The sequence below is a fragment of the Salipiger marinus genome, assembly GCF_035481585.1.
Taxonomy (GTDB): Bacteria; Pseudomonadota; Alphaproteobacteria; order Rhodobacterales; family Rhodobacteraceae; genus Salipiger; species Salipiger marinus.
Window position 1 is genome coordinate 27,522 of the sequence record NZ_JAYKSL010000011.1, and the last position, 20,815, is coordinate 48,336.

The window sequence follows — 20,815 nt, forward strand, 5'->3', positions numbered from 1 at the left end:
TGGACATGGGGCTGGCTTGGGCTTCGCGAGTGAAAACGCGAGGCTCGCCGCCCTTGCTGCCCCCGGTGGTGCCCGCTGCGCGGGGGTCGGGGGTCGGGGCCTATGCCGCCGAAACTACTCCAGCTTGTGCAGGTGGTCAACATCTGCCTCCGCGCGCACATCGGTGCCGAACATGTGGAGGGTGAACCGGGCCTTTCCAGCGACGATGGCGACCACCTCGACCTCCATGCCTTCGCCCAGCACACCAGCCAGAACGCGCACCCGGTCGCCCTTGCGGATGCGCTTGGCATCGTCGCGGGCGGCGCGCTGCGCATCGTCGACGGACCGCATGGCGTGCAGCTTGCGGATGTCCTCCGGGGTGATGATGCCCCATTGCCCGGACTGCAGCGTGATTGCCCCGGCGATGACCGGGCACGCCAGAACGCGCGAAATGATCACCTGAGACGGGAAGCGGCAGAACACGTAGCCGGGGAGGTATCTCCGCTCGCGCTCGATCACCTTGCCGTGCCGAACGACGCGGGTTCTGGTGACGGGGTGGAACGCGTAGCAGCCGCGCAGCTCCAGCCACGCCTCGGCTGCGGCCTCGCGCTGCGGCCTGACGGTCAGAGCGTGCCAGCGCGGCGGGCCAGCGAGCGGGCCGGTCAGCGTGATCGGGCGGCGCGCCGACGTCTCAAGGTCGCAGGCTTCGATCTGGCCGATGTGGTAGGTCACTGGCTTCGCTCCTGATTGTGATGGTCGACGGAGAGGCGGTTTTCCGCGCCTCTGGTGGGCGTGCTTTGGTCTGGGCTGGCCTTGGCGCCGATAGGCCCGACTTGCGCGCCAGCGGGCGGGATTTCGGGCTCTGCCGCCGCGCGGGCCTTGCGTTGCCGGTCCACGTCCGCAATCATCGCGTCCAGCGCGAGCATGGCGGTCTGGGCGTCGCCGGTGCGGAGCCATGCCTTCCTGAGCGCCCGGGCGTGGTTGGCGATGCGCTTGCAGTCGGCGCTGTAGCCGGGGGCGGCGGTCATGTGTCGCTCCGGGGGCTGGGCATTACGTCGAAACCGGTCGCATGGGCCGCCTGAATTTCGGTGACGTTCAGATACAGGCCGTCGGTTATGAGCCACCCCATTGGGCCGTGCTCAGCAACGTGTTGGTGAAGATCGGCCATCATTGCGCTGGCCACTTCGACGCTCTCGGTCTCGAAGAAAATCGGCTTTTGACCGCCCTTCATCACGATCCTAAGCCCGGCGCGGGGCTTGCGGCGGCTGATCATGCGTCACCGCCGATCCGGCGCAGGGTGTAGCCCGAGCCGCGCTTGCTGGTGATGACGAGACCGTGGCCGGGCAACTTGCCGCGCTGCATCGCGATGGACTCGCGCACCGTGACAGTGGTGGTGCCCGCCCGCGCTGCGATTTCCCGCGCCGTGACGGCCTCGCCGAGCGGCATGGCGGCGATGATGCGCTGCATGAGGGGCGACAGGGCTGTGGGATCGACGGGCTGGACTTCTGGCACTGGCGCGGGCCTGCCGACGGCGAGGAACGCGGCGTCCAGAGCCGCCTCTACGGCGCCGGGCGTGGCTGTGTCGGCGGTGATGTAGGGGCGGGCCGTCATGCCTTGGCCTCCTCTTGGGCGATCAGGGCGCGGAGGTCGCAGGACAGAAGGGCGAGGGCCGGATCTTCGCTTAGCGCCCATGTCTCTTTGTGAGGCGGGATTGGATCGCTGATAGCAACACGCCAACGGCCTGATGCGTGCTGAATGGCTGTAATACGCCACCCCGGCAGCAGCGCCTCATGCAGCGCCTTGGCTGCGTCGAGAGAGCCTTGGTAGGCTTGCCAAGTCTTGTCCAAGCACAGTTTGGCAGGCCAGTTGTCGTTCAGGGCTATGTCATCTCGGAAGTCCAACTCCCCCGCCTCCACCTTGGCCAGCAGGGCGCGTAGTGCGTCGAGGCGGGTCATGCGTCACCTCCCGAGTATTCGCACCAGTCGCGCTGCACGATGGCGGCAGCGTCCATTTTGTCGTAGGCCTCGCCCCATGTGGTCAGGCGCATGGCGAGACGCAGAAGCCAGTATGCGACGTTGTTGCGGGTCGGCCTCCACAAGCCGCGGCGGCGAAGGTGGCAGATGCAATCGCTGGGGCCGGTGCAACGGCTGCGGCATTCGAGGCGGCTCATTTGTGGGCCTCCGCCGAATGACCAACACCTGCCGCCTGCTCCCAGCACTTGGATGAGCAAGCCCACGACCCAGATGTCAGCCGCGCGCCGAACATATCTCCGCCCTCGCTTTCCTCGCGAGGGTCAACGATCCTACCGCAGATGCAGCATTTCGGGAGCATTGCCGCCGCCACGGATGCAGCAGGCGCCGGAGCGTCAATCAGGGCGCGGATGGCCTCACGGCAGGCATATGCGCTGGGGTGCGTCGTGGCGTCATGAGCCGCGCGCAATGCCTCCTCCAGCGCATCCCGCCGCGCCAGCGCCAGCGCGGCGCTGATCGGCGCCGTGCGGTCTACTCCATGGAGCACGGCGCGGACCTTGGCCAAGGCCTCGGCGCAGCCCTCGTATTCATCGCTCGGGCCAATGAGCGCGGCCTCGGCTGCCGCCAGCGCGTCGATGACGGCGCATACAAGGGGCAAAGGCTCCGGGGTCTGGTTGAGCCCGCTCATGACGGCACCACGCTGGACCGGCGCGCGAGCATCACGGCATGGTCAAAGCCCTTGTGCCATGACTCCGAACGGTCGCCCGCGTCGGCTCCGCCAAAATCAGGGCCTCCAGCAGCAAGAGCCTCTTGGCTTGTTGCCTGCAGCGCCACATCGGGAACGCGGCGGGCGGCAGCCATGCCAGCCTCAAAATCCTTCCAGTCGGTCATCGCGCGTCCTCCTCGCGTGTAGATTGCAATGATTGCCGGGCGCCCTCGGCCAGCATCCGGCGGTAGGCTGTGACCTCGGATCCGGTCTCGTGGATGTGGGCGCCACGGGGGGCGGGGGTTGGGGCGACGGTCATTCGGTCGATCCTCCGTACCGGCGGGTCACGTCTTCGTAGAAAGCCCGGCGCTTGGCGCGGTCGTCTGGCTTGGAAAACTGATAGGGGACTGCTGGCTTGAGCGGCACGACCTTGGCCCCGGCGGTGCGCTGCATGGCGCCGTCCAGCCCCTTCGGCCCGTTCGGTGGCGTGTCGTGTCGCCTCCGGCTCTCGCGGACCGTGGCTAGGATCTCGGCGTCGGACAGTCCGAGCTGTGACCGCCATCGGCTGACGTGGATCGTTGCGGCGGGTGGCAGCCAGTGCGACGGCATCTGCCCATTGCGGATCCCGGCTGCAGCCATGACCTCGTCGTAGAGTTGATCGTCGGTCAGCGCCTCGCGCGCGCTGCTGCTACTACTTGACGGTTCTATGACGGTTCTTGACGGTTCGGGTGAACCGCCGTTCGGGGTTTTTTGCACTCCCGTTCGGGGTTTCTGCACTGGCGTTCGGGGTGAACCGCGTTCGGGGTGAACGGTATTCGGGGTTTCTGCACTGGTATTCGGTGAATGCGGTTCGGGGTTTCCGCGCCCGCGTTCGGGGTTTCCGGGATGAATTTTGTAGACGTTGCACCCATGGCGCCCGCCCCCCGTCTGGACTGAAATGCGCCCCGATGCCTCCAGTCTGGAGAGGATTTTCTGCACGCCGCGCTCGGTCATCCGCGCCTTTGCGGCGATCGATTTCATCGACGGCCAGCACTCCCCGGCGTCGTTCGAGAAGTCGGCCAGAGCCAGCATCACGAGCAATTCGCTGCGATCTTCTGGGCCTGTTTCCCAGACCTGAGACATGATTTTGATGCTCACGATCCCGGCTCCCAAATTCGGTTAAGCGCGACGTTGCAGAGCACGTTCGCCGTGCCGATGGGGCCTTGGCGCTGCTTGGCGACGATGATTTCCAGCCGGTTTCGGGCGGCGCGCATGGCAGCCTCGTAGGCTTCCAGATCGGCCACGTCCTGCGGCTTTTCCCGCTCCAGATAGTATTCGTCGCGGTAGCAAAACAGCACCGTGTCCGCGTCCTGCTCCAGCTGCCCGGACTCGCGCAGATCGGACATCATGGGGCGCTTGTCGTCGCGGCTTTCCACCTGCCTGCTCAACTGCGACAGGGCCACCACGGGCACCTCCAACTGACCGGCGAGGCGCTTCAGCGCGGTCGAGATCTCGGTGATGACCTCGTAGCGGCTGGCGGCCCGGCTGGAGCGCATCAGCTGGACGTAGTCCACAACGACCATTTTCAGGTTGCCGTCGAGCCGGGCCTTGGCCTGCTTGGCGCCGGACATCAGCGCGCCCACATCGGCATAGTCGCGCGGCATCATGAAGATGGGCAGCTCGGCCACCTCCTTCGCCGCTTCCTCGAAAGCCTGCTGGTTCAGGTCGTTCCATTTCCCGTCGCGAAGGTCGCGATAGGCCACGGCCTGCCCGCGCTCCGCCATAGCTTCCGACATGGCGCGCAGGGCAATGGCCTCGGGCTGCATTTCCAGCGAACAGAAGGCCACGCCCTCGCCGCGCCGCGCCGCGTTCAGCGCGAGGTTAACCGCAACGGCGGTCTTGCCCATCGAGGGGCGCCCCCCCAGCAGCACCAGATCCCCGGGGTAGAAGCCTCCAACAAGCCGGTCCAGCGCGTGTATCCCGGTCGGCACCTTGGCGCTTGGCTCGCCGCGCTTGGCGGCCCACGCTTCGCCTGCGGCCTTGGTGACGGCGGTCATCATGGACACGAGGCCCCGGCCCTCTGCTGGCTCCACGGCGGCCAGCGCGGCCTCCAGACGGCCCGCAACGTGGCTGGCCACCTGATCGCCCATAACCAGATCCTTGATCGCGGTCTCGGCGGCGCCGACGATGTGACGGCGCGACGCAAGTTCGCGCAGGTGCTCGCAGTAATTCTTGATGAGGCCGGGCGTGATCGCGGCCCCGGCCAGCCGGACGAGATAGCCCGGCCCGCCAAGGGAATGGATCCCGGGCTGCTGATCCGCCCATTCCCGCAGCGTGACCGGCGAGGCAAGGATGCCGTCGCGCTCCATGTCAGCGATGCGGGAATAGATCAGGGCATGAACCGGGTCATGAAACAGGGTCACGCCACCGATTTGCGCCACCATCGACACGCGCCGATTGTCCAGCAGCAGCGCGCCCAGCACCTGCTGCTCCGCCTCCGGGCTGAAGACCGCCGGGACTTCCTGCTCCGGATTGAGCCTGATGATTTCCGCCATGGGTGATCCTCTGTTCTTGCGCGCGGGCGACGAGGCCCTGCGCGATCGTTCCGATGTGCTTGAAGGTCATTCGCGCCCCAAAATCCTCTCCCGCGCCGCCAGCGCGGCGATTTCTCCCTGAAAGGGCCTGTCATCCTGCTGCGCGATCTCGCGGCGCCACCCGACGATCTCGGGTCGCGTGAGGCTGGCGATCATCTCCAGCTTCAGTGATTGCTGCTCGGGGGTCATGCCGCCTGCTCCCATAGCGCCAGCCCCGCGGCCTGCGGCGCGGTCGGGTGGTCTTCCAGATGCCGCGCCCCTGCGGCCCACTGGTGGCACGCCTCCGCCCATGTGGCCCCGCGCCCCTCGACGCCGTAGCCGATGACGATGCGGTGATCCGCTGATCCGCCCCGGCCCATGCGGCGCGAGGCTGTCATGCGTCGCAGCAGCGTCTCTGGCGCTCTGTGCGCCATGAGGATGGCTAGGGTGGTGCGGCAGGTCATGTGGCCTCCAGCACGTAATGCAGCAGCGCGATGGCATCGGCCTCGTTGTCGTCGGCAGGCTTGAACCCGCGCGCTTCGGCGGCGGCGATCATCGCATCCTTGTTGGCGTTTCCCTTTCCGGTGGCGTGCTTCTTGATCGTGCCGACCGGGATCCCGGCGTAGGGGATGCCGCGAAGCTCTGCCCATGCGGTGAGCGTGGCCATGAGGCCGCCATAGACATGCGCGGCGTCAGTTCCAGCGTGGCGGCGCACCTCCTCGAACCAGATGCCGCCGAACGATCCGGCTTGGCCTGCCAGTTCCTCCAGCCAGCGAGAGAAGCGCAGATAGCGCATGCCGCCGCCGTCGTATCGGCCCGGCTTGAAGCTGGCTGTGCCGCTGACGATCAGGCCAGAGGCGTCGCGCATGGCCCAGCCGGTCGCGGTGCCCAGATCGAGGGCAAGGATGGCGGAGGCACTCATGGCCGGGCCTCCTGCCGCACGCGGTCCCGGATGCCTTCGCCCCATCGCGGGTGATCCCTTTCCAGAAGGTGCGCGATCTCAATGCCAAGGCGGCGGCAGGTGGTGACATAGAGGTTTCGGTTCATGCCAATCCGGGCGGCAGCCTGCCCGGCGTTGGCGGCGCCACGGGCGGCTGCTGTGAGCATGTCCACCTGCATCCGCACCTTGATCTGGCTGATCTCGTGCCACTTGGTCGGCACGGGGTATCTGGGTGCAGTCATACCCCTGCCCCTGCGGTGCTGGCGGCCTGCGCCATGCGGCGGCCAAGTTCGGCCTCCTGAAAGGCCTCCATTGTAATCGTCCCGCCCCAGCCCTTGGCGCCAAGGCCATTTCGCTCCGATGCGCCGGGAACCCTCTTTCTCGGCGGCAACCCCATCATCCGGGCGCGCTTTGAGACGCTGGCGGCCTTTGCATAGCCGCAGAATTTGGAGATTTCGTAGACGTTGACGCCAGCAATCCACATCCGGGAAAAGGTTTCGTCATCGACCTTCTTCTTGTGCGGCTTGGCATTTCCTCTTGGCTGCAGTCCAAGGGCGCGGGCGCGATTATGGACGGCGTTAGGAGTGACTCCGAGCCGCGCTGCGATCTTGGAGACCGGGATCTTCCTGTTGATCCACAGGGGCTCAAGGAGGCCCCGCGTAACGCGGCGGAGCGGGGCATATTCTCGGTCGCTCATGCAAATCTCCTCAGAAAAGAGCCGGGCTTTGGCCACGCGGCCCGGATCGCGTCCCAAGCGCCGGGATGATCGGCGCAGGCCTGCCGCGTGCCGTGAGTGCGGAGCGGCTGTGAGGTGAGCGCGGGCCGGGCGTAACTCCGGCGTCGGCTCGGCATTCTTCGGTGCGCTGCCTTCCGTTGCTCTGGCTTCGAACTCCAGCGGATGCGTCTTTCCCGTGGGGATTTTTCCCGTCCGTTCTCTCAAGCGTGTCTGACTTCCACGCCGCCGCGCTCAGGAGGTGCCTCGGCCAAGCCGGAGCAAGGGCGGGATAGATGTCACCCTCCAAGGCACCACCAGAAAGCGGATAGGTGCGGGGCTTCCACCCGCTGCGGCCATGGGCCTCTGCTGCCGTATCTGCCGAACAGCTATTGGCACGGGGGCCGCCGCCCGTGCTCGACCTACTTGAACCGCCAGCCGGGCGCGGGAACGGGTGGTGCTTTCCCGGCTGGATCGCGACTGGTTCTTTCGCTTGGGATTCTGTGCGCGCGGGCAGAGCCGGGAGGGAGGGGAAACCCTGCCCGCGCTGGCCGACCGTGGGGATCCCGGTCGGATTCTTCATGCGGCACCCCGGCGCACTGTGTTGCAGCCAAACCGCGAACCGCGCACCCCCTCCAACCGGATAGGTTGCGCGGCGCCGGTGCCGCTCACATTTGCATGACCGGGGCACGCGATCATTCTGCGGCCTCGGGCGAGACAGCATCCTGCGAGGTTCCATGATCGACACGCGACGGCGCGTCAGCGGTTTCCGCTCGCGCCTCGGCCAGATGCTCCAGAGTGAGGCAAGCCCCCCGCGCTTTTGCGGCGCGGATGAGCGACATGTCATATTTGGCGGGGATGCTCCCGCGCTGCTTCCACGCCGCTACTGTGGAGTAGGGCTTGCCAAGGTCGGAAGCCAGGTCGGCCATGGTCGGCCAGATGTGCGTGATGTGATCCATGGCGGAACACTACGCATATTGCGTATCATGGTCAATACGCACATTGTTCGGTGCGGTTCGCAGGGTGTTTATCTAGGATTGCCCCAAACATGACGGGGCTTTCCATGCTTGAAGATCAGGGTGACGCAAGAGAGGCTGTGTGCGCCAGACTGACGCGCATCAGGGAACTCTCAGGCCTCAACAAGAAGGACTTCGCCTCTAAGCTCGACATGTCAGCTCAGGCTTGGGGCGAGTATGAAAACGGCAAGAGAGACCTGCCGCTGTCGGTCGCAAAGAAGCTCAGGAAGGCCTATTCGGTGCCTTTGGAGTTCACATACTTCGGGATCAAGTCGGACCTGCCGCACAGAATGGCTATCGAGCTGTAGGGGAGCCCGTCCGTGAAGTCGGCCCAGAAATCCAGCGGCAACCCAGACTTAGTCCTTGCCTCCTTGAGGAGCGGCAAAATGTCGTCGTTGTTTGCTGAGCTGTCCGTCACTTTCTCTTCCCTCCGTTCCCTGTGTGTTCACATTAAAACGCTGACGCGGCGCGGGTCAAGGGTGGGGCGCTTGTGACTGCGGTCGAGATTCTGGACGCTGTGCCAAAATGGGTTGCGCTGCTGTTCTCGCTCGGATCCCTGATTATTTCAGGCCTTGCATACAGGCGATCCAGCCCTGCCGTCTGGCCCGACATATGGGCTGAGGTCATCACCTCCACGCCCGCAGGGCTGACAATCCGCCTCCACATTCGCAACCGCAGCAACCGACCCATTGTGGTCGAGGAGCTGCGGTCGAGGGGTGATTTCAGGATATCTCTCGACTCCCCTCAAGCGGATGAGAGCGTCTATCCTCCGAGGCCCCTGCCATCCTCTCCGCTGATGGTAAAATCTGTCGCAATCGACGAGACGGTGCCGCCGGACGGATACAAATCTCGGGAGGTCATAATCGGCCTGCTCCCGAAACGAGTCCCCGGAAGAGGCATCCCGCTGCGCATCGACTCCTCAATCATGTCGATCCGCTGGCCGATACGCAGGAGAACAATCCCCATCCCAGTGGAGACGCCGCTCGCAAAGATCGAAACGGCGACGATGATCGCGTCTACCTGAGTAGCATCCATCAGCAACCCTTTCCGCCCGGCCATCGCGCCGGGCTTTTTCATGCCGCCAGCCCATCGCTGACCGGGCCACTGTAGCACGCTGAGTCGGTCTGCTCGAATGCAGAATACGCATTTTGTTTATTTTACGTCTTGACGCTACGCATATTGCGTAGTTAACTCTCCCCATACCGCCGCTGACCCTGCCACCTGGCAGCTGAACGCGGGACACGATGGAGAGACCCCCATGAACCACGCAGCCCTTCACCTGATCGCCATGCGCCGGGCAACCGGCATGAGCCGCGCCCAGATGCGCGCCGGGGTGATCCAGTTCCTGCAGGACGATCTGACCGAGGCCATGACCGATCACCTGATCGCGCTGGCCGACCACGACACCCCGCCCAGCGGTGCCCCGGCCATGCCCGCACCGCCCCCCGTGGCCCTGCTGTTCGAGGCGGTGGCGTGATGCTCCTGCCGCCCTTCACCTATCACGTCACGGTCCGCTGGCCGGATGGCGACGTGCTGGCCGCTGAGCACAGCCTCGACCGTGAACGGGCCTTCGACCACGCCGCCGACGCGATCCTGCAGGATGGGTGCGACGTGCGCGTGGAAATGGTCCAGCGCAATCCCGAGACCGGCGGGGCAATCGGCATCAGCGACGTGACCGCCCTCATGCTCTGGGAGCGCGGGATCACCAATGAGCCCGAGCCGTGCCCGGACTGCGGCCGGGATGCCTGCATCTGCGACGAAGCCTATGAGGGCTGGGTCGCTGACCGGCAGATCGCGGCGGAGTGAACCATGGACCCGCGCCCCCTCTCCCGCCTCGAACAGATCGCAGACCGGGCCAGCGCCTGCCTGCTGATCGCCACGCTTGCCGCCATTGCCGTCCTGCTGACGGGCGTGGCGCTGGCTCCGACGGAATCCATGATGCTGCTTGCGAGGATCTGGCCATGACCAACATGAGCGCAACTTCCATGTGCATCCTGCAGACCATGCTGAACCAGCGCCTGAACGACGCGGTGGCGCTGTTCCTGCAAGAACACCCCGAAACACCGCTGCCGGTGGCGGAGAATGCCTGCCTCGATGCCAAGGCCGACGTGCCCGCCACCTTTGCGCAGGTTCAGTCCGCCCGGGCCATCGCAGACGCGGTGCCGGACGATGCCGCAGAGCACTTCATCCGCCAGATGACCGCCGACCTGCGCCCCTTTCAAGCCAACGTCGAGTTGCCCGCGTCCATCCGTGATGCGCTGAACCCCAAGGGAATGATGTGATGACCGACCAGACCCCGTCCACCGCGCTGGCGCTTCCTGAGCCCGTCATGCTCGCCAAGATCTTCGCCGAGCCGCAACAGGTTGACGACCTGCTGTCGCAGATCGAAGCGACAGTGCGCAGCCATGTGCCTGACTTGACCACAGCGAAGGGGCGGAAGGCCATCGCCTCTCTGGCGCACACCGTGGCGCGCAGCAAGACCGCCCTGGACGGCGCTGGCAAAGACCTGACCGACAATGCTCGCAAACAGATCGCGGTGGTCGATGCTGAGCGGCGCAAGATCCGGGAACGGATGGACACACTGAAAACCGAAGTCCGGCAGCCTCTGGACGATTGGGAGGCTGCGGAAGAAGCCCGGATCGCGCGCCACAAGTCCGCCCTGCTGGTGTTCGGCCTCGACCGCACCACGGCCCTGTCGCCCTCCGCCGAAATCCGCGAGGTGCTTGCCGAGGTCGAACAGACCACCACGGGCGAGGAATGGGACGAATACCAGCCCATTGCGGAGGCGCAGCGCGCGCAGGCCCTGACGAAGCTGCGCGCCGATCTGGCGGCGGCGGAGCGGAGCGAGGCGGAGCGCGAGGAGCTGGCACGGCTCCGCGCCGCCGAAGAAGATCGCCAGCGCCGCGAGGCCGAAGAGCGGGCCGCGCGGGAGGCTGCCGAAGCTGAGCGCCTCGCAGCCGAGGAAGCCGAGCGCCGGGCAAAGGAAGAGGCCGAGGCCGCTGCCAAGCGGCTGGCAGAGCGTGCCGCCAATGCCCGCGCCTACATCAACCAGATCGGCCTCGGCCTGATCGGTGGGAAGCCGCAGCCGTTCGGGATCCTGATCTACGAGCTGGAGAGCAAGCTGCCGTCTCTGATCGATGATCTGGGCGAGCACGCCGCCGACCTGCAGAAGCTGCGCATCGCGACCCATGCCACCGTCAAGGAGAAGATGGAGCGCCAGCGCGCCGAGGAAGAGGCTGCTGCCGAGGCTCAGCGCAAAGAGGCCGCCGAGGCTGCCGCCAAGGAAGCGGAGGAGCGTGCCGCTGCGCGCCACCAGCGCGAACTGGACGCCGCGGCGCAGGCCGAACGTGACCGCATCGCGGCGGAGCGCAAGGCCGCTGAGGACGCCGCAGCCAAGCGCGCCGCAGATCAGGCCCACCGCGACCGGATCAAGGCGGAGATCGCCGAGGCGCTGAGCACCATGGCAGGCGCGGCCACGCCCGCCGCTATCGCCGAGGCGCTGATCGAGGGCCGGATCCCGCATGTGAAGGTGATGCTGTGATCCTCAGCAACACCAAAACCGGGGCATGGATCCCGGTCCAGTCCGAAGCCGAAGGCCATAGCGCCGCACGGAGCAAAGGCTGGACCGACTATCAGATCGAGCCCCGCCATCCCGCAACCACCATCGGAGAATGACGATATGGCACCCCTTCCCCTTGGCCTGCATTACGGCATCGCCGACGACACCTACCACGCTGACCCAGCGCCGGTGCCCAGCCTTAGCTCGACGCTGGCGCGCCTGATCCTCGACCGTTCGCCGCTTCACGCGTGGTGGGCGCACCCCCGGCTGAATCCTGATTTTGAGCCGGTCGAACGCAAGACCTTCGACATCGGCCGCGCCGCGCACCGGGCGGTGCTGGGCGCTGGTAGCGATTACGTGGCCATCCCGCATGAGATTCTGGCCAGCAACGGCGCGGCCAGCACCAAGGCCGCCAAGGAGTTCATCGAGCAGGCCCGTGCCTCCGGCCTGACCCCGCTCAAGGCGGCTGAGGTGGATCAGATCGGCGAAATGCGCGTGAAGGTCCATCAGCGCCTCGATGAAATGGGCATCGTGCTGGACAGCGCCTGTTCCGAAGCGGTGGTGCTGGCCGATATCTCGGGCACCACCTGTCGGGTGATGATCGACAACGCCCCGCGGGATCCCGCGCAGGCCCTCTACGATTTCAAGACCACCACCGACGCGAGCCCCGAGCACTGCACCCGGGCGGTGATGAACTACGGCTATGACGTGCAGGCGGCCTTCTACCTCGACGCGTGGAAGGCAACGACGGGCGAGGACCGGGCCTTCCGATTCATCTTCCAAGAGAAGGAAGCCCCCTTCGAGGTCTGCATCGTGGAGCTGTCCGGCGACGATCTGGACATTGCGCGCAAGAAGACCCGCCGCGCCCGCGAGATCTGGCAGCAGTGCCTCACCTCCGGCCGCTGGCCCGGCTATCCTGCGGGCGTGCATCGCATCGAGCTACCCGGCTGGTTCACGGAACGCTGGCTGGAGCGGGAGAGCGCCGAGAGCGATTTCCGCCGCCGCCATGGCCACGACGTGCTCGATCAGGCGCGCCGCTGGCAGGCCCCCCTCAACATCGCAGCAGAATAAGGATCCACCCCGTGACCGCACATATTCGCTTTTTGTCCGTTGCCGAGCTCAATGACCCGCTGACGCTGGCCATTGGCCTGTCCGGCGGCTCCGGCACCGGCAAGACCTATTCGGCGCTGCTGATGGCACGTGGCATCGCCGAAACCATGACCGGCAGGCCGGGGGCGCCCATCGGCTATGTCGACACCGAAAACCGCCGGGCCCTGCACTACAAGCAGGCCTTCCCCGAGATGATGCACTTCGACATGCAGGCCGTGGACGACGCCGGCAACATGATAGGTTTCGGCCCTGAGCGGTGGATCCAAGTCATCGACGCTGCCGAGGCTGCTCAGCTGCCGGTGGTGGTGATCGACAGCTTCAGTCACGCGTGGGAGGGCGTCGGCGGGGTTCTGGAACTGCACGCGCAGACGCTGGACCGGCTGACGGGCGGCAAGGATGACCTGAAGGACCGGCGGTCGCAACTGGCTTGGGCGGAGGTCAAGCCACGGTATCGCCGCCTGATCGACCGTATCGTGCGGGCAAAATGCTCGATGATCATCTGCACCCGGGCCAAGCCGGTGATGCAGAAGGGCTTTGGCAGCAACGCCACGAATGCGCGCCCGACCAAGACCCGCCGCGAGGATGTGCCGTGGGATCCGGCCAGCGACGGCGATCTCATGTTCGAGATGACGACCATGGTCATTCTCGATCCGAAGGCCCCGGGCTGCCCGGTCCACCAGATCAAGGTCGCCGACCAGTTCAAGGGCCTTCTCGACGCGCGCCGCCCGATGGGCGTGGAGACCGGGCGCGCCATGGCGGAATGGGCCAAAGGTCAGGGCAACGCGCAGCGCCAGAAAGAGATCCTCGACCGCGCCCGCTCCGAAGCGCGCAAGGGCGCCGAGGCGTTCCGCACCTTCTGGAACAGCGACGAGGGCAAGGAGCACCGCGCCCTTCTCCGCACCATCCTCGACGAGTGCCAAGCGCTCGCGCAGGAGGCCGACGCGGCAGCAGCCCAGAACGATGACGACCCGTTCGGCCTGCCCCCGGTGGACAGCGACCTGACGCCGGAGCAGCGCGCCGAGCTCGAGGCAGCCGAGCGCGCGGTGCTGGATCAGCAGCGGGAGGATGAGGAATGACGCTCGACCACCATGCCACAGGCCGCGCCATGGCCGATGACGTCGAGCACCTGAACCATGCCGAGCGGGTCTGCAACATCGCTGCCGGTCGCCATGCTGGCCTGCATCAGGGCGCGGTGCTGGACCGCTGGCACGGGCGCCGCACCGCCGCACTCTGGCTGATCGCCGCCGCCATGGTGGCGCTGGCAACGGCGCTGGCGGTCCTCGTCACCCCCTAACCCCCATGCCGGGCATGCCGCCCGCATCCCCCGCCGCTGGCATGAGGGCGCCACGGCGGGGGCAACCTCCAATAACAGCCCACCGGAGCCACACCATGACCCACGACACCCCACACACCGGCTGGTCGCCGTGGCGGCTGATCCTCTACGTCACCTGCGGCCTCGCGCTGTGGGCCTTCATCGGCTGGGGCATCTCGGCGGCGGTGCGGTGGATGGCGGGGGTGCTGGCATGAAGGCGCTTTCAATCCGCCAGCCATGGGCCGACGCCATCATCTGGCACGGCAAAGACGTCGAGAACCGGAGCTGGCCGACAAGATACCGCGGCCCGGTGCTGATCCATGCCGCCAAGGCTTGGGGCAAGGCGGAGCGGGCAGACCTCGCTTTCGTCGAAGACATGACAGCCACCAAGCTCGAAGACACCGACCGGCCCCTCTTGGGCGGCATCATCGGGCGCGCCGAGATCGTGGACTGCGTCGAGGCCATGGACAGCCGGTGGTTCTTCGGCCCCTACGGCTTCGTCCTGCGGAACGCGGAGGCGCTGCCCTTCCAGCCGTGCCGAGGCGCGCTCGGTTTCTTCACCCCCAGCATCATCACACCGGAGCCGCCCGTGCAGGGCGCGCTTCTTTGAGCCCGGAGCCACCCATGACCACACCTGACACCAGCACAGAGGCTCTTTACGAGGGGCCATGCGAAGCCGGATGCAGCCATTACCACGGCGAGGAAGTGCGCCACACTCCCGGCTGTGGGCATTATCCAAACAGCCTGACCAAGGTTTTTGAGGATCAGATTGCCGCGCTGGAAGCCGAACACGACAACCTGCGCGACCAGCTTGGACTTGAGCGCGCCCTGACTGACGGCGCGCACCGCCGGGCCAGAGCGGCAGAGGCTGACCTAGCCAAGTCCAAGGCGCTCATTGCGATACTGGAAGGCGAGCAAGCCCGCGCCGACGCGCTGGAAGCCGAGGTGCAGAGGCTGCGGGAGGCAGGAGAGGCCCTGATCGAGATAGTCGAGGGCGTTAGCGTCATCGTGCAGCACGGCGCGTGGGTTTCGACCCGCCACGATCAGCGCCTCAAAGACACGCAGGAGTGGGCGCGGTTTTACGTGGCGCACCGCACCGATTTTCCATGGCCATCCGCCGAGGAGCCCCGCACATGACCACGCATCACACCAATGACCAGCATGCGCTCCTTGCTGCAACCTTGGACGCGCTCCGTGAAGCCGAGGCGGCGCTCATTGGCCCGAGTGATGAATTCGAGGGCTGCGCCGAGGCGCTGGCTAAGGTCCGGGCTGTGCATCAACGTCAAAAATCAAGCGCTACTGTCGCGATCAAAGATCGACTCGTTTGCATCACAGTTAGAGCGCCGGGGCAGCCGGATGCAGAGCTGCGGATGCCAGCTAATCTTGCGCGTAAGATTGCGCGGCTGCTCTTGGAAGCAGCTGACAAAGCGCCTGCGCCGCTGACTCTCGTCGCGCCTAGCGGCGCGCAGGAAGGCGGTGACGCATGACCGCCCTTCGCGCTGGCCTTGTCGCCTTTGCCAAGGCCGCCCTGTTCCGCGTCGTCGCATTCCCGGCCATGTGCGGGCTGGTCTGGTGGCTGGGCGACATGTCCAGTTTCGACGGCACCAGCCCGCGCTGGCTCATATGCGTCGCGACCACGCTGGGGGTAATAGGCGCGGGAGAAGTGATCATCCCGCCGTTCACCGCTGGGCTGTTCGCGTGGCTGCACGCCCGGCGGGAGGATCAGCGATGACCCCGCACCGCATCCAGATGACCCGTGCCCGCCCGTGGCGCGCGGACGTGCTGCTGCGAATTGCGAACGAGGAGGACTGACACCATGGCGCTCGCCAAGGATTTTGCGCCCCGGCTGATGCCCGCACCGCAGGCGGCGCATTACATCGGCGTGTCGGTGACCAAACTGCGCGAGCTGCCCATCCCCCGCAAAATCCTCGACGGCAAGCGCCTCTATGACCGCCTCGACCTTGACACCTACGCCGATGGCCTCGCTACAGAAGGGGAAGTCGAAAATGGGGGGTGGTGACATGCGGCTGAAATATCCCGGGCTGGTGCCGCGCAGGGTCAAGGGCAAGCCGACCAGCTGGCGGGTCCGGGTCGACGGCGACGTGAACCGGAAGATCACGCTGCCGGTCGGGCCGGATCACCCCGACTTCCACACCCATTACCGCGCCGCCCGTGCCGGGGTGAAGATCGCCGCGCCGCAGGACGCCGCCCCCGATCGCGGCACCTTGGGCTGGCTGCTGAAATCCTATCTCGCGCATCTGGAGCGGCAGGTGGCTGCGGGGCAGGCGTCACCCCTGACCTTCAAGGAGCGCCGCAATCTGGTGGCCTATGTCCTTTCGCAGAAGAGCGAACAGCGCGCCTCGAAGGGCAAGGCCTATGGCGGTCTGCCGATGACCATCCCGGCATCCGAGCTGACCGCGTTCAAGGATCGCATGGCCGCGACCCCCGGCAAGGCGCGCAACGTTTGGAAGCTGCTGACCGCTGCCTTTGATTTCGGCGTGGAGCGCGGGCACTGCGGCGTGAACCCCGCCCGCGCAGTGGCCGCCCCGGCCTATCGCAGTCAGGGCGGCGCGACCCCGTGGACGGTGAAGGATCTCGAACGGTTCCGGGAACGGCACCAGCCGGGCAGCACGGCCCATCTGGCGCTCACGCTGTTCATGTTCAGCGCGTGCCGGATCGGCGATGCCTGTTGGCTTGGGCGGGATCAGGAAGAGCGGCACGGCGGCACGCTGTGGCTCGCATGGCAGCCCCGCAAGAAAGGATCGCGGCATGTCCGGATCCCGGTGCTGGCGCCGCTGGAGCGCGCGATACGGGCGCAGACCGTAGTGGGCCCTGCCTACCTGCTGACCGCCCACGGAAAGCCCTTCGCCAGTCCGGAGGCGCTGCGCAACAAGATGAAGCAATGGGTGCTGGAGGCAGGCCTGCCCGCCGATCGATCCTCACACGGAATCCGCAAGGCGGCGGGGCACCTCTTGGCCCTTCACGGGGCGACGCAATACGAGATCATGGCCGTGCATGGACACGCCAACGCGGCGACATCGCAGGTCTATACCGAGACCGTCGAGCGCATGCGGTTGGGCGAGATGGCGGTGTCGAAATTGGCCGGGATGGAGTGGTAAAGTGGACCACGGCACATCCGGATTGAAACGCAGGCCATAAAAAGAAGGAATTTCAATTGCTTATGTCTGCGCTGCGAGTCCCTCCGGGCCTACCAGTGCAGCCTTTCTGTCACACAGATGCTTGCACGTCCTCCCGCCCGCCGCGTCGCTGAACAGCTGCCGGCACGGGCCTGCGCGGACTGCAGACCTTACCTTGCCCAAAACGTCCATCGCTTAAACTTTGCCGATGTCGGAACATTGTCGAGGAGCACCGGTTGGGAGAGTGGGCGCCGCAGAGGCGTCCGCGAGCACCGCCCTATGAGCATGGTGGTGCCGTCGTTGTGCGGAAGTGGTCACAGTGGTCTGGCGCAGAGCGGGTGCAAGAGGCGCCCCGGACGTCCAGCGGATCCCCGGCAACGCAGAAAAATGTGCCGCTCAGCGGTCCGGCTTGCATCACGTCGGATCCGGCACTGCAGAAACGGAAGGAGTATCCGATATGAAGACGTTCACGAGCCTCCGCAGCGTGCTTTTGGGCACCGTGCTGTCCGCGCCTTTTGCGGTCACCGCAGGCGCCCAGCAGATTCAGATCAATGACAGCGCGCTGACCGGCCTGACCGAGGAGTGCCAGCAGCTGGCGCAGCTGGTGAAAGACCGCGATCCTTCGATGATCGACACTCCGCGCGAAGACATCGTTGACGCGATCAACACTGACGCCGCCGCAGACTGCACCGCCATCCAGACCGAATTCGAAACCGTCCTGCGCGACGTGCAGAACGGCGAAGACAGCGCGCGCGTGACGGAAGAAGACAGCGAGCGCGTGACGGAAGAGGTCGATCTGTCCGAAGAAGCAACCATCGAGGGCGAGGCGGTGGTGACCGTGCCGGAACCCGAGGTGGATGTCCGCACCCCTGCCCCCCGCGTGCGGGTCACCGAACAGCAGCCGCGCGTCGCGATCACCGACCAGTCGGCCCAGATCGAGCTTGAACAGGAGCGTCCCCGCATCGCGGTCGAGATCCCCGAGATCATCGTGAGCGTCGATATCCCGGCGCCCAAGCTCTACGTGCTCCAGCAGGAGCCGCAGGTGGAATATTCCGAAGACGACCCGCAGGTCGAGGTCATGCAGGGCGAGCCGCAGATCCGCGTGAGCCAGGCCGATCCCGAGCTGAATGTCGATCTGGATGTCGAGGCGGGCGAAGGCGACGAGGCCATGGCCGAGGCCGAGGCCAGCGACACCGCGGAAGGCGGCCAGCCGGAGCAGGTCAGCGGCGATGTCGATGTGGCGGAGAACGAGCCGCAGGTCGAGATCGTGCAGGCCGAAGGTGGCCCCGAGCTGACCTACACTGCGGGCGAGCCGAACCTGTCCTTTGAGCAGCTTGAGCCGGCCATTTCGGTGACCATGGCAGAGCAGCCGACCATTCGCGTCCAGCAGAGCGGCGAGGCCACGGTGGTGGTCGAGACCGAGCAGCAGCGGCAGGAGCGTCGCCAGCAGCAGCAGGCGGCAGCCGAGCGTCCCGAAGGTCAGGCGCAGCAGACGGCTCAGGCCGAGGCCGAAGGCGGCGCCACAATGCCCGTCAGCGATCTGATGGTGATGGAGGTGGTCACTGCCGATGGCGCCGAGCTTGGCGCGCCCGCAGCCTTTGTCGAATTGCAGGGCCGGACGCATCTGGTCGTGGAGAACGGCGGCTTCCTCGGGATCGGCGGCAAGGAAGTTCCCGTGCCGATGCAGCGCGTCTCCATCGACGGGGATCAGCTGCTGCTTGATGAGATGACCGAACAGGAAATCGAGGCGGCCAACAACTTCACCTATGACGAGAACCGCCGCCTCGCCGATGACCAGCAGATCCGCCTGGGAAGCTGAGCACCCCTGACCGACCGACTGCTGACGCGGTCCGAAGGCTGATGATACACAGGAAGGAAGGGCCGCCGCGGCGGCCCTTTTCGCATGCGGGGCAAGATACCATGCTTCTGGCAGCGGACCGGGGATCCGGCATGCCGCCGCGCAGAAGATAGCTGCGCAGAGGCGGCACGCAGGCTCGCTGCGCCGGGGAGGTCGGCGATTTCGTGAAGCTTCGGCTGCTGCGGGTGCGGTCACCGGGGCGACGTCTGGGCGTGGCATGACATCGCTTTCCCGATGAACGCCACAAGGACGACGGGCAGCACCTGTCCTGTCCGGGGCTGGCGCATGGGCGATGCGCCGTGATCTGTCACCACACCAGCCGGCGCCGTGCCGGCCATGCTGCCGAGGCCGATCACCGGCTGCGCGAGAACGGGTTGCCGTGGCTTGCCGTGCGGCCCCGCGCCTACAGCCCGCGCAGCATTTTCGTGCTCAGTTCCGAATCCGAGATCGCGGCGCGGCTCCGGGCCTTCTGCACGACATGACAGGGACTTCGGATCTGCCTGCATGACCAGCTGCGGCGGAGAGCTTTTCGTCAGATGCGGGCACCCGGCGATGACCTGCCAGAGCGCTGAGGAGCGCGCAAAGCGGTCACACACCCGCCTGACCGGACAAGCCCTTGGTACCCAAGGCCGGACTCGAACCGGCACGCCTTGCGGCGGGGGATTTTGAATCCCCTGCGTCTACCATTCCGCCACTTGGGCCTGACCCTGATCTAGCCGCAGCCTCCGGGCTCGTAAAGTGCCAAATGGGCGGCGCTGCCTGCAGCACAGGCAGCTGCGGCGGCGGGCGCACGCAGGGGCGGTGACTTGCGCCATTTTCGCACTTGCGGGTTGCGCCGCTGCCGCCGCCATGCTTCGTGCGCGCTGACCCAGACGGAGATCTTCCCGCATGCTGCGCCGCCTTTATGACTGGACCATGTCTCTGGCCGAACACCGCCACGCGCTTTGGGCGCTGGCTGCGGTGTCCTTCATCGAGGCCTCGGTCTTTCCCATCCCGCCCGACGTGCTGATGATCCCGATGATTCTGGCCGCACCGCATCGCGCGTGGCTGATCGCGCTGGTGGCGACGCTGGCCTCGGTGCTGGGGGGTGTTCTGGGCTATGGCATCGGCGCCTTCTTCTTCGAAAGCCTCGGCCAGCCCATTCTCGAATCGCTGGGCAAGGCGGACTCCATGGAGGCCTTCAACAGCCGCTTCAACGGCGTGGGCTTCTGGGCCGTGCTGATCGCCGGGATCACACCCTTCCCGTTCAAGGTCATCACCATCATGTCGGGCTGGACGGCGATGCCGCTGGCCACCTTCGTCGTCACCTCGGTGATCGCGCGGGCCTTCCGGTTCTTCGTGGTGGCGGCCCTGCTGCGGACCTTCGGCGCGCCGGTGCGCGAGTTCATCGAGCGCCGTCTCGGACTTGTGTTCACGCTTTTTGTCCTGCTGCTTGCAGGCGGGTTCTTTCTGGTGAAATACCTCTGAGCATGAGGCTGTCGCACAGAACCCTTGTCATTTTGGCCGCAGGCGGGTCCGCCGCCCTGCTGCTTGCCGCCTTCGGCTTCCAGCATCTGGGGGGCATGGCGCCCTGCAAGCTCTGCCTGTGGCAGCGCTGGCCGCATGCGGCGGCGGTGCTGATCGGCGCGGCCTGCCTTGCCTTCGGGCAGCGCGCGCTGGCATGGGCCGGGGCGCTGGCCGCGGCGGCCACGGCGGGGGTCGGGATCTATCACGCCGGGGTGGAACAGGGCTGGTGGCCCGGTCCCACCACCTGCACCTCGGGTCCGGTCGGGGGGCTGTCCACCGACGAGCTGCTGAACCAGATCATGGCGGCGCCGCTGGTGCGCTGTGACGACATTCCGTGGCAGCTGATGGGCATTTCCATGGCGGGCTGGAATGCCATTGCGTCGCTGCTGCTGCTGGGTCTGTGGATCGCGGCGGCCCGCCGGGCCTGAACCGCAGCCCTGCCCTGCGCAGGCGGGACC

Annotated in this window: 37 protein-coding genes and 1 tRNA gene; 20 read left to right on the forward strand and 18 right to left on the reverse strand. The window is 66.3% G+C overall.

Translation table 11 applies throughout. The features are described from left to right. Positions 1–114: 114 nt before the first annotated feature. The 16 genes from nusG to VK682_RS15230 all read right to left on the reverse strand — a co-directional run bounded on the left by nusG (position 115) and on the right by VK682_RS15230 (position 7,818). On the reverse strand, positions 115–711 hold the full coding sequence (gene nusG / locus VK682_RS15155; RefSeq protein ID WP_324782167.1) for a transcription termination/antitermination protein NusG: 597 nt from the start codon (positions 709–711) through the stop codon (positions 115–117). Then, positions 708–1,007, reverse strand: a complete 300-nt coding sequence (locus VK682_RS15160) for a hypothetical protein (protein WP_324782168.1) — start codon at positions 1,005–1,007, stop codon at positions 708–710. Before VK682_RS15160 ends, nusG begins: the two co-directional genes overlap by 4 nt. Continuing rightward, positions 1,004–1,252 carry a hypothetical protein gene (locus VK682_RS15165; protein WP_324782169.1) on the reverse strand — a complete coding sequence of 83 codons (249 nt, stop codon included), beginning with the start codon at positions 1,250–1,252 and terminating at the stop codon, positions 1,004–1,006. The genes VK682_RS15160 and VK682_RS15165 overlap by 4 nt, the downstream gene beginning before the upstream one ends. After that, positions 1,249–1,590, reverse strand: a complete 342-nt coding sequence (locus VK682_RS15170) for a hypothetical protein (RefSeq protein WP_324782170.1) — start codon at positions 1,588–1,590, stop codon at positions 1,249–1,251. Before VK682_RS15170 ends, VK682_RS15165 begins: the two co-directional genes overlap by 4 nt. Further along, positions 1,587–1,934: a hypothetical protein gene (locus VK682_RS15175; RefSeq protein ID WP_324782171.1), complete on the reverse strand. Its 348-nt coding sequence runs from the start codon at positions 1,932–1,934 to the stop codon at positions 1,587–1,589. The genes VK682_RS15170 and VK682_RS15175 overlap by 4 nt, the downstream gene beginning before the upstream one ends. Beyond that, positions 1,931–2,149, reverse strand: a complete 219-nt coding sequence (locus VK682_RS15180) for a hypothetical protein (protein WP_324782172.1) — start codon at positions 2,147–2,149, stop codon at positions 1,931–1,933. Before VK682_RS15180 ends, VK682_RS15175 begins: the two co-directional genes overlap by 4 nt. Continuing rightward, the gene (locus VK682_RS15185; RefSeq protein WP_324782173.1) at positions 2,146–2,637 is read right to left on the reverse strand and encodes a hypothetical protein; all 492 of its coding nucleotides are present in this window, start codon (positions 2,635–2,637) and stop codon (positions 2,146–2,148) included. Before VK682_RS15185 ends, VK682_RS15180 begins: the two co-directional genes overlap by 4 nt. After that, complete coding sequence (locus tag VK682_RS15190) at positions 2,634–2,840, reverse strand: hypothetical protein (RefSeq protein ID WP_324782174.1); 207 nt, start codon at positions 2,838–2,840, stop codon at positions 2,634–2,636. Before VK682_RS15190 ends, VK682_RS15185 begins: the two co-directional genes overlap by 4 nt. Before the next feature lie 130 nt (positions 2,841–2,970). Then, a complete protein-coding gene (locus VK682_RS15195) occupies positions 2,971–3,792 on the reverse strand; it encodes a helix-turn-helix domain-containing protein (protein ID WP_324782175.1) in 822 nt (273 codons plus the stop codon). Further along, positions 3,789–5,189 (reverse strand): replicative DNA helicase, encoded by a 1,401-nt coding sequence (locus VK682_RS15200; RefSeq protein ID WP_324782176.1) that lies wholly within the window; start codon positions 5,187–5,189, stop codon positions 3,789–3,791. Before VK682_RS15200 ends, VK682_RS15195 begins: the two co-directional genes overlap by 4 nt. A gap of 66 nt (positions 5,190–5,255) precedes the next feature. Then, entirely contained in the window at positions 5,256–5,417 is a 162-nt protein-coding gene (locus VK682_RS15205) for a hypothetical protein (protein ID WP_324782177.1), read from the reverse strand. Further along, the gene (locus VK682_RS15210; RefSeq protein ID WP_324782178.1) at positions 5,414–5,671 is read right to left on the reverse strand and encodes a hypothetical protein; all 258 of its coding nucleotides are present in this window, start codon (positions 5,669–5,671) and stop codon (positions 5,414–5,416) included. Before VK682_RS15210 ends, VK682_RS15205 begins: the two co-directional genes overlap by 4 nt. Beyond that, positions 5,668–6,129 (reverse strand): crossover junction endodeoxyribonuclease RuvC, encoded by a 462-nt coding sequence (locus tag VK682_RS15215; protein WP_324782179.1) that lies wholly within the window; start codon positions 6,127–6,129, stop codon positions 5,668–5,670. The genes VK682_RS15210 and VK682_RS15215 overlap by 4 nt, the downstream gene beginning before the upstream one ends. Beyond that, positions 6,126–6,389 carry a hypothetical protein gene (locus tag VK682_RS15220; protein ID WP_324782180.1) on the reverse strand — a complete coding sequence of 88 codons (264 nt, stop codon included), beginning with the start codon at positions 6,387–6,389 and terminating at the stop codon, positions 6,126–6,128. The genes VK682_RS15215 and VK682_RS15220 overlap by 4 nt, the downstream gene beginning before the upstream one ends. Further along, on the reverse strand, positions 6,386–6,844 hold the full coding sequence (locus VK682_RS15225; protein WP_324782181.1) for an Lrp/AsnC family transcriptional regulator: 459 nt from the start codon (positions 6,842–6,844) through the stop codon (positions 6,386–6,388). The genes VK682_RS15220 and VK682_RS15225 overlap by 4 nt, the downstream gene beginning before the upstream one ends. A 710-nt stretch (positions 6,845–7,554) precedes the next feature. Next, complete coding sequence (locus VK682_RS15230; RefSeq protein ID WP_324782182.1) at positions 7,555–7,818, reverse strand: helix-turn-helix domain-containing protein; 264 nt, start codon at positions 7,816–7,818, stop codon at positions 7,555–7,557. An 89-nt stretch (positions 7,819–7,907) separates the two neighbouring features. Here VK682_RS15230 and VK682_RS15235 point away from each other — a divergent pair, with 89 nt between their 5' ends. Then, the gene (locus VK682_RS15235) at positions 7,908–8,183 is read left to right on the forward strand and encodes a helix-turn-helix domain-containing protein (RefSeq protein WP_324782183.1); all 276 of its coding nucleotides are present in this window, start codon (positions 7,908–7,910) and stop codon (positions 8,181–8,183) included. Between the two features lie 454 nt (positions 8,184–8,637). Here the strand turns inward: VK682_RS15235 and VK682_RS15240 are convergent, their stop codons facing one another. Then, the gene (locus VK682_RS15240) at positions 8,638–8,952 is read right to left on the reverse strand and encodes a hypothetical protein (protein WP_324782184.1); all 315 of its coding nucleotides are present in this window, start codon (positions 8,950–8,952) and stop codon (positions 8,638–8,640) included. A gap of 181 nt (positions 8,953–9,133) precedes the next feature. On the opposite strand from VK682_RS15240, the gene VK682_RS15245 reads away from it, so the two are divergent. The 17 genes from VK682_RS15245 to VK682_RS15325 all read left to right on the forward strand — a co-directional run bounded on the left by VK682_RS15245 (position 9,134) and on the right by VK682_RS15325 (position 18,812). Then, positions 9,134–9,352, forward strand: coding sequence for a hypothetical protein (locus VK682_RS15245; RefSeq protein ID WP_230796795.1), 219 nt, complete (start codon positions 9,134–9,136; stop codon positions 9,350–9,352). Beyond that, on the forward strand, positions 9,352–9,681 hold the full coding sequence (locus tag VK682_RS15250; protein WP_230796797.1) for a hypothetical protein: 330 nt from the start codon (positions 9,352–9,354) through the stop codon (positions 9,679–9,681). Before VK682_RS15245 ends, VK682_RS15250 begins: the two co-directional genes overlap by 1 nt. Positions 9,682–9,684: 3 nt before the next feature. Then, positions 9,685–9,840, forward strand: coding sequence for a hypothetical protein (locus tag VK682_RS15255; RefSeq protein ID WP_324782185.1), 156 nt, complete (start codon positions 9,685–9,687; stop codon positions 9,838–9,840). Beyond that, positions 9,837–10,157: a hypothetical protein gene (locus VK682_RS15260; protein ID WP_324782186.1), complete on the forward strand. Its 321-nt coding sequence runs from the start codon at positions 9,837–9,839 to the stop codon at positions 10,155–10,157. Before VK682_RS15255 ends, VK682_RS15260 begins: the two co-directional genes overlap by 4 nt. Next, a complete protein-coding gene (locus VK682_RS15265) occupies positions 10,157–11,416 on the forward strand; it encodes a hypothetical protein (RefSeq protein ID WP_324782187.1) in 1,260 nt (419 codons plus the stop codon). The genes VK682_RS15260 and VK682_RS15265 overlap by 1 nt, the downstream gene beginning before the upstream one ends. Further along, positions 11,413–11,550: a hypothetical protein gene (locus VK682_RS15270; RefSeq protein WP_324782188.1), complete on the forward strand. Its 138-nt coding sequence runs from the start codon at positions 11,413–11,415 to the stop codon at positions 11,548–11,550. The genes VK682_RS15265 and VK682_RS15270 overlap by 4 nt, the downstream gene beginning before the upstream one ends. A 4-nt stretch (positions 11,551–11,554) precedes the next feature. After that, entirely contained in the window at positions 11,555–12,505 is a 951-nt protein-coding gene (locus VK682_RS15275) for a PD-(D/E)XK nuclease-like domain-containing protein (protein ID WP_324782189.1), read from the forward strand. An 11-nt stretch (positions 12,506–12,516) separates the two neighbouring features. Further along, on the forward strand, positions 12,517–13,620 hold the full coding sequence (locus tag VK682_RS15280; protein WP_324782190.1) for an AAA family ATPase: 1,104 nt from the start codon (positions 12,517–12,519) through the stop codon (positions 13,618–13,620). After that, on the forward strand, positions 13,617–13,838 hold the full coding sequence (locus VK682_RS15285) for a hypothetical protein (protein ID WP_324782191.1): 222 nt from the start codon (positions 13,617–13,619) through the stop codon (positions 13,836–13,838). The genes VK682_RS15280 and VK682_RS15285 overlap by 4 nt, the downstream gene beginning before the upstream one ends. 95 nt (positions 13,839–13,933) lie before the next feature. After that, entirely contained in the window at positions 13,934–14,071 is a 138-nt protein-coding gene (locus VK682_RS15290) for a hypothetical protein (protein WP_324782192.1), read from the forward strand. Beyond that, positions 14,068–14,466: an ASCH domain-containing protein gene (locus VK682_RS15295; protein ID WP_324782193.1), complete on the forward strand. Its 399-nt coding sequence runs from the start codon at positions 14,068–14,070 to the stop codon at positions 14,464–14,466. Before VK682_RS15290 ends, VK682_RS15295 begins: the two co-directional genes overlap by 4 nt. Positions 14,467–14,480: 14 nt before the next feature. Further along, positions 14,481–14,993 carry a hypothetical protein gene (locus VK682_RS15300; RefSeq protein ID WP_324782194.1) on the forward strand — a complete coding sequence of 171 codons (513 nt, stop codon included), beginning with the start codon at positions 14,481–14,483 and terminating at the stop codon, positions 14,991–14,993. Beyond that, positions 14,990–15,343, forward strand: coding sequence for a hypothetical protein (locus tag VK682_RS15305; RefSeq protein ID WP_324782195.1), 354 nt, complete (start codon positions 14,990–14,992; stop codon positions 15,341–15,343). The genes VK682_RS15300 and VK682_RS15305 overlap by 4 nt, the downstream gene beginning before the upstream one ends. Continuing rightward, entirely contained in the window at positions 15,340–15,588 is a 249-nt protein-coding gene (locus VK682_RS15310) for a hypothetical protein (RefSeq protein ID WP_324782196.1), read from the forward strand. The genes VK682_RS15305 and VK682_RS15310 overlap by 4 nt, the downstream gene beginning before the upstream one ends. Positions 15,589–15,672: 84 nt before the next feature. After that, complete coding sequence (locus tag VK682_RS15315) at positions 15,673–15,876, forward strand: DNA-binding protein (RefSeq protein WP_324782197.1); 204 nt, start codon at positions 15,673–15,675, stop codon at positions 15,874–15,876. Then, positions 15,863–16,975 carry a site-specific integrase gene (locus VK682_RS15320; RefSeq protein WP_165616846.1) on the forward strand — a complete coding sequence of 371 codons (1,113 nt, stop codon included), beginning with the start codon at positions 15,863–15,865 and terminating at the stop codon, positions 16,973–16,975. The genes VK682_RS15315 and VK682_RS15320 overlap by 14 nt, the downstream gene beginning before the upstream one ends. A 475-nt stretch (positions 16,976–17,450) precedes the next feature. Then, positions 17,451–18,812 (forward strand): PRC-barrel domain-containing protein, encoded by a 1,362-nt coding sequence (locus VK682_RS15325; protein WP_230794583.1) that lies wholly within the window; start codon positions 17,451–17,453, stop codon positions 18,810–18,812. 656 nt (positions 18,813–19,468) lie between these two features. Here VK682_RS15325 and VK682_RS15330 read toward each other — a convergent pair. Beyond that, positions 19,469–19,552: transfer RNA gene (locus VK682_RS15330), tRNA-Leu, on the reverse strand. 187 nt (positions 19,553–19,739) lie between these two features. Between VK682_RS15330 and VK682_RS15335 the strand changes: the two genes are divergently transcribed. Both VK682_RS15335 and VK682_RS15340 read left to right on the forward strand, forming a co-directional pair. Then, a complete protein-coding gene (locus VK682_RS15335; RefSeq protein WP_230794582.1) occupies positions 19,740–20,318 on the forward strand; it encodes a YqaA family protein in 579 nt (192 codons plus the stop codon). Positions 20,319–20,320: 2 nt separating this feature from the next. Next, the gene (locus VK682_RS15340; protein ID WP_089851339.1) at positions 20,321–20,785 is read left to right on the forward strand and encodes a disulfide bond formation protein B; all 465 of its coding nucleotides are present in this window, start codon (positions 20,321–20,323) and stop codon (positions 20,783–20,785) included. Positions 20,786–20,815: the final 30 nt, after the last annotated feature.

Excerpts from the sequence above, each read along its gene's own strand:
- VK682_RS15190 (WP_324782174.1), bottom strand. The coding sequence starts at position 2,840 with ATGACCGACTGGAAGGATTTTGAGGCTGGCATGGCTGCCGCCCGCCGC.
- VK682_RS15325 (WP_230794583.1), top strand. The coding sequence starts at position 17,451 with ATGAAGACGTTCACGAGCCTCCGCAGCGTGCTTTTGGGCACCGTGCTG.
- VK682_RS15300 (WP_324782194.1), top strand. The coding sequence starts at position 14,481 with ATGACCACACCTGACACCAGCACAGAGGCTCTTTACGAGGGGCCATGC.
- VK682_RS15220 (WP_324782180.1), bottom strand. The coding sequence starts at position 6,389 with ATGACTGCACCCAGATACCCCGTGCCGACCAAGTGGCACGAGATCAGC.
- VK682_RS15230 (WP_324782182.1), bottom strand. The coding sequence starts at position 7,818 with ATGGATCACATCACGCACATCTGGCCGACCATGGCCGACCTGGCTTCC.
- VK682_RS15285 (WP_324782191.1), top strand. The coding sequence starts at position 13,617 with ATGACGCTCGACCACCATGCCACAGGCCGCGCCATGGCCGATGACGTC.
- VK682_RS15160 (WP_324782168.1), bottom strand. The coding sequence starts at position 1,007 with ATGACCGCCGCCCCCGGCTACAGCGCCGACTGCAAGCGCATCGCCAAC.
- VK682_RS15305 (WP_324782195.1), top strand. The coding sequence starts at position 14,990 with ATGACCACGCATCACACCAATGACCAGCATGCGCTCCTTGCTGCAACC.
- VK682_RS15315 (WP_324782197.1), top strand. The coding sequence starts at position 15,673 with ATGGCGCTCGCCAAGGATTTTGCGCCCCGGCTGATGCCCGCACCGCAG.
- VK682_RS15335 (WP_230794582.1), top strand. The coding sequence starts at position 19,740 with ATGCTGCGCCGCCTTTATGACTGGACCATGTCTCTGGCCGAACACCGC.
- VK682_RS15340 (WP_089851339.1), top strand. The coding sequence starts at position 20,321 with ATGAGGCTGTCGCACAGAACCCTTGTCATTTTGGCCGCAGGCGGGTCC.
- VK682_RS15210 (WP_324782178.1), bottom strand. The coding sequence starts at position 5,671 with ATGACCTGCCGCACCACCCTAGCCATCCTCATGGCGCACAGAGCGCCA.
- VK682_RS15250 (WP_230796797.1), top strand. The coding sequence starts at position 9,352 with ATGCTCCTGCCGCCCTTCACCTATCACGTCACGGTCCGCTGGCCGGAT.
- VK682_RS15265 (WP_324782187.1), top strand. The coding sequence starts at position 10,157 with ATGACCGACCAGACCCCGTCCACCGCGCTGGCGCTTCCTGAGCCCGTC.
- VK682_RS15180 (WP_324782172.1), bottom strand. The coding sequence starts at position 2,149 with ATGAGCCGCCTCGAATGCCGCAGCCGTTGCACCGGCCCCAGCGATTGC.
- VK682_RS15295 (WP_324782193.1), top strand. The coding sequence starts at position 14,068 with ATGAAGGCGCTTTCAATCCGCCAGCCATGGGCCGACGCCATCATCTGG.
- VK682_RS15185 (WP_324782173.1), bottom strand. The coding sequence starts at position 2,637 with ATGAGCGGGCTCAACCAGACCCCGGAGCCTTTGCCCCTTGTATGCGCC.
- VK682_RS15200 (WP_324782176.1), bottom strand. The coding sequence starts at position 5,189 with ATGGCGGAAATCATCAGGCTCAATCCGGAGCAGGAAGTCCCGGCGGTC.
- VK682_RS15240 (WP_324782184.1), bottom strand. The coding sequence starts at position 8,952 with ATGAAAAAGCCCGGCGCGATGGCCGGGCGGAAAGGGTTGCTGATGGAT.
- VK682_RS15205 (WP_324782177.1), bottom strand. The coding sequence starts at position 5,417 with ATGACCCCCGAGCAGCAATCACTGAAGCTGGAGATGATCGCCAGCCTC.
- VK682_RS15215 (WP_324782179.1), bottom strand. The coding sequence starts at position 6,129 with ATGAGTGCCTCCGCCATCCTTGCCCTCGATCTGGGCACCGCGACCGGC.
- VK682_RS15320 (WP_165616846.1), top strand. The coding sequence starts at position 15,863 with ATGGGGGGTGGTGACATGCGGCTGAAATATCCCGGGCTGGTGCCGCGC.
- VK682_RS15175 (WP_324782171.1), bottom strand. The coding sequence starts at position 1,934 with ATGACCCGCCTCGACGCACTACGCGCCCTGCTGGCCAAGGTGGAGGCG.
- VK682_RS15165 (WP_324782169.1), bottom strand. The coding sequence starts at position 1,252 with ATGATCAGCCGCCGCAAGCCCCGCGCCGGGCTTAGGATCGTGATGAAG.
- VK682_RS15225 (WP_324782181.1), bottom strand. The coding sequence starts at position 6,844 with ATGAGCGACCGAGAATATGCCCCGCTCCGCCGCGTTACGCGGGGCCTC.
- VK682_RS15245 (WP_230796795.1), top strand. The coding sequence starts at position 9,134 with ATGAACCACGCAGCCCTTCACCTGATCGCCATGCGCCGGGCAACCGGC.
- VK682_RS15235 (WP_324782183.1), top strand. The coding sequence starts at position 7,908 with ATGACGGGGCTTTCCATGCTTGAAGATCAGGGTGACGCAAGAGAGGCT.
- VK682_RS15170 (WP_324782170.1), bottom strand. The coding sequence starts at position 1,590 with ATGACGGCCCGCCCCTACATCACCGCCGACACAGCCACGCCCGGCGCC.
- VK682_RS15255 (WP_324782185.1), top strand. The coding sequence starts at position 9,685 with ATGGACCCGCGCCCCCTCTCCCGCCTCGAACAGATCGCAGACCGGGCC.
- VK682_RS15290 (WP_324782192.1), top strand. The coding sequence starts at position 13,934 with ATGACCCACGACACCCCACACACCGGCTGGTCGCCGTGGCGGCTGATC.
- VK682_RS15310 (WP_324782196.1), top strand. The coding sequence starts at position 15,340 with ATGACCGCCCTTCGCGCTGGCCTTGTCGCCTTTGCCAAGGCCGCCCTG.
- VK682_RS15275 (WP_324782189.1), top strand. The coding sequence starts at position 11,555 with ATGGCACCCCTTCCCCTTGGCCTGCATTACGGCATCGCCGACGACACC.
- VK682_RS15260 (WP_324782186.1), top strand. The coding sequence starts at position 9,837 with ATGACCAACATGAGCGCAACTTCCATGTGCATCCTGCAGACCATGCTG.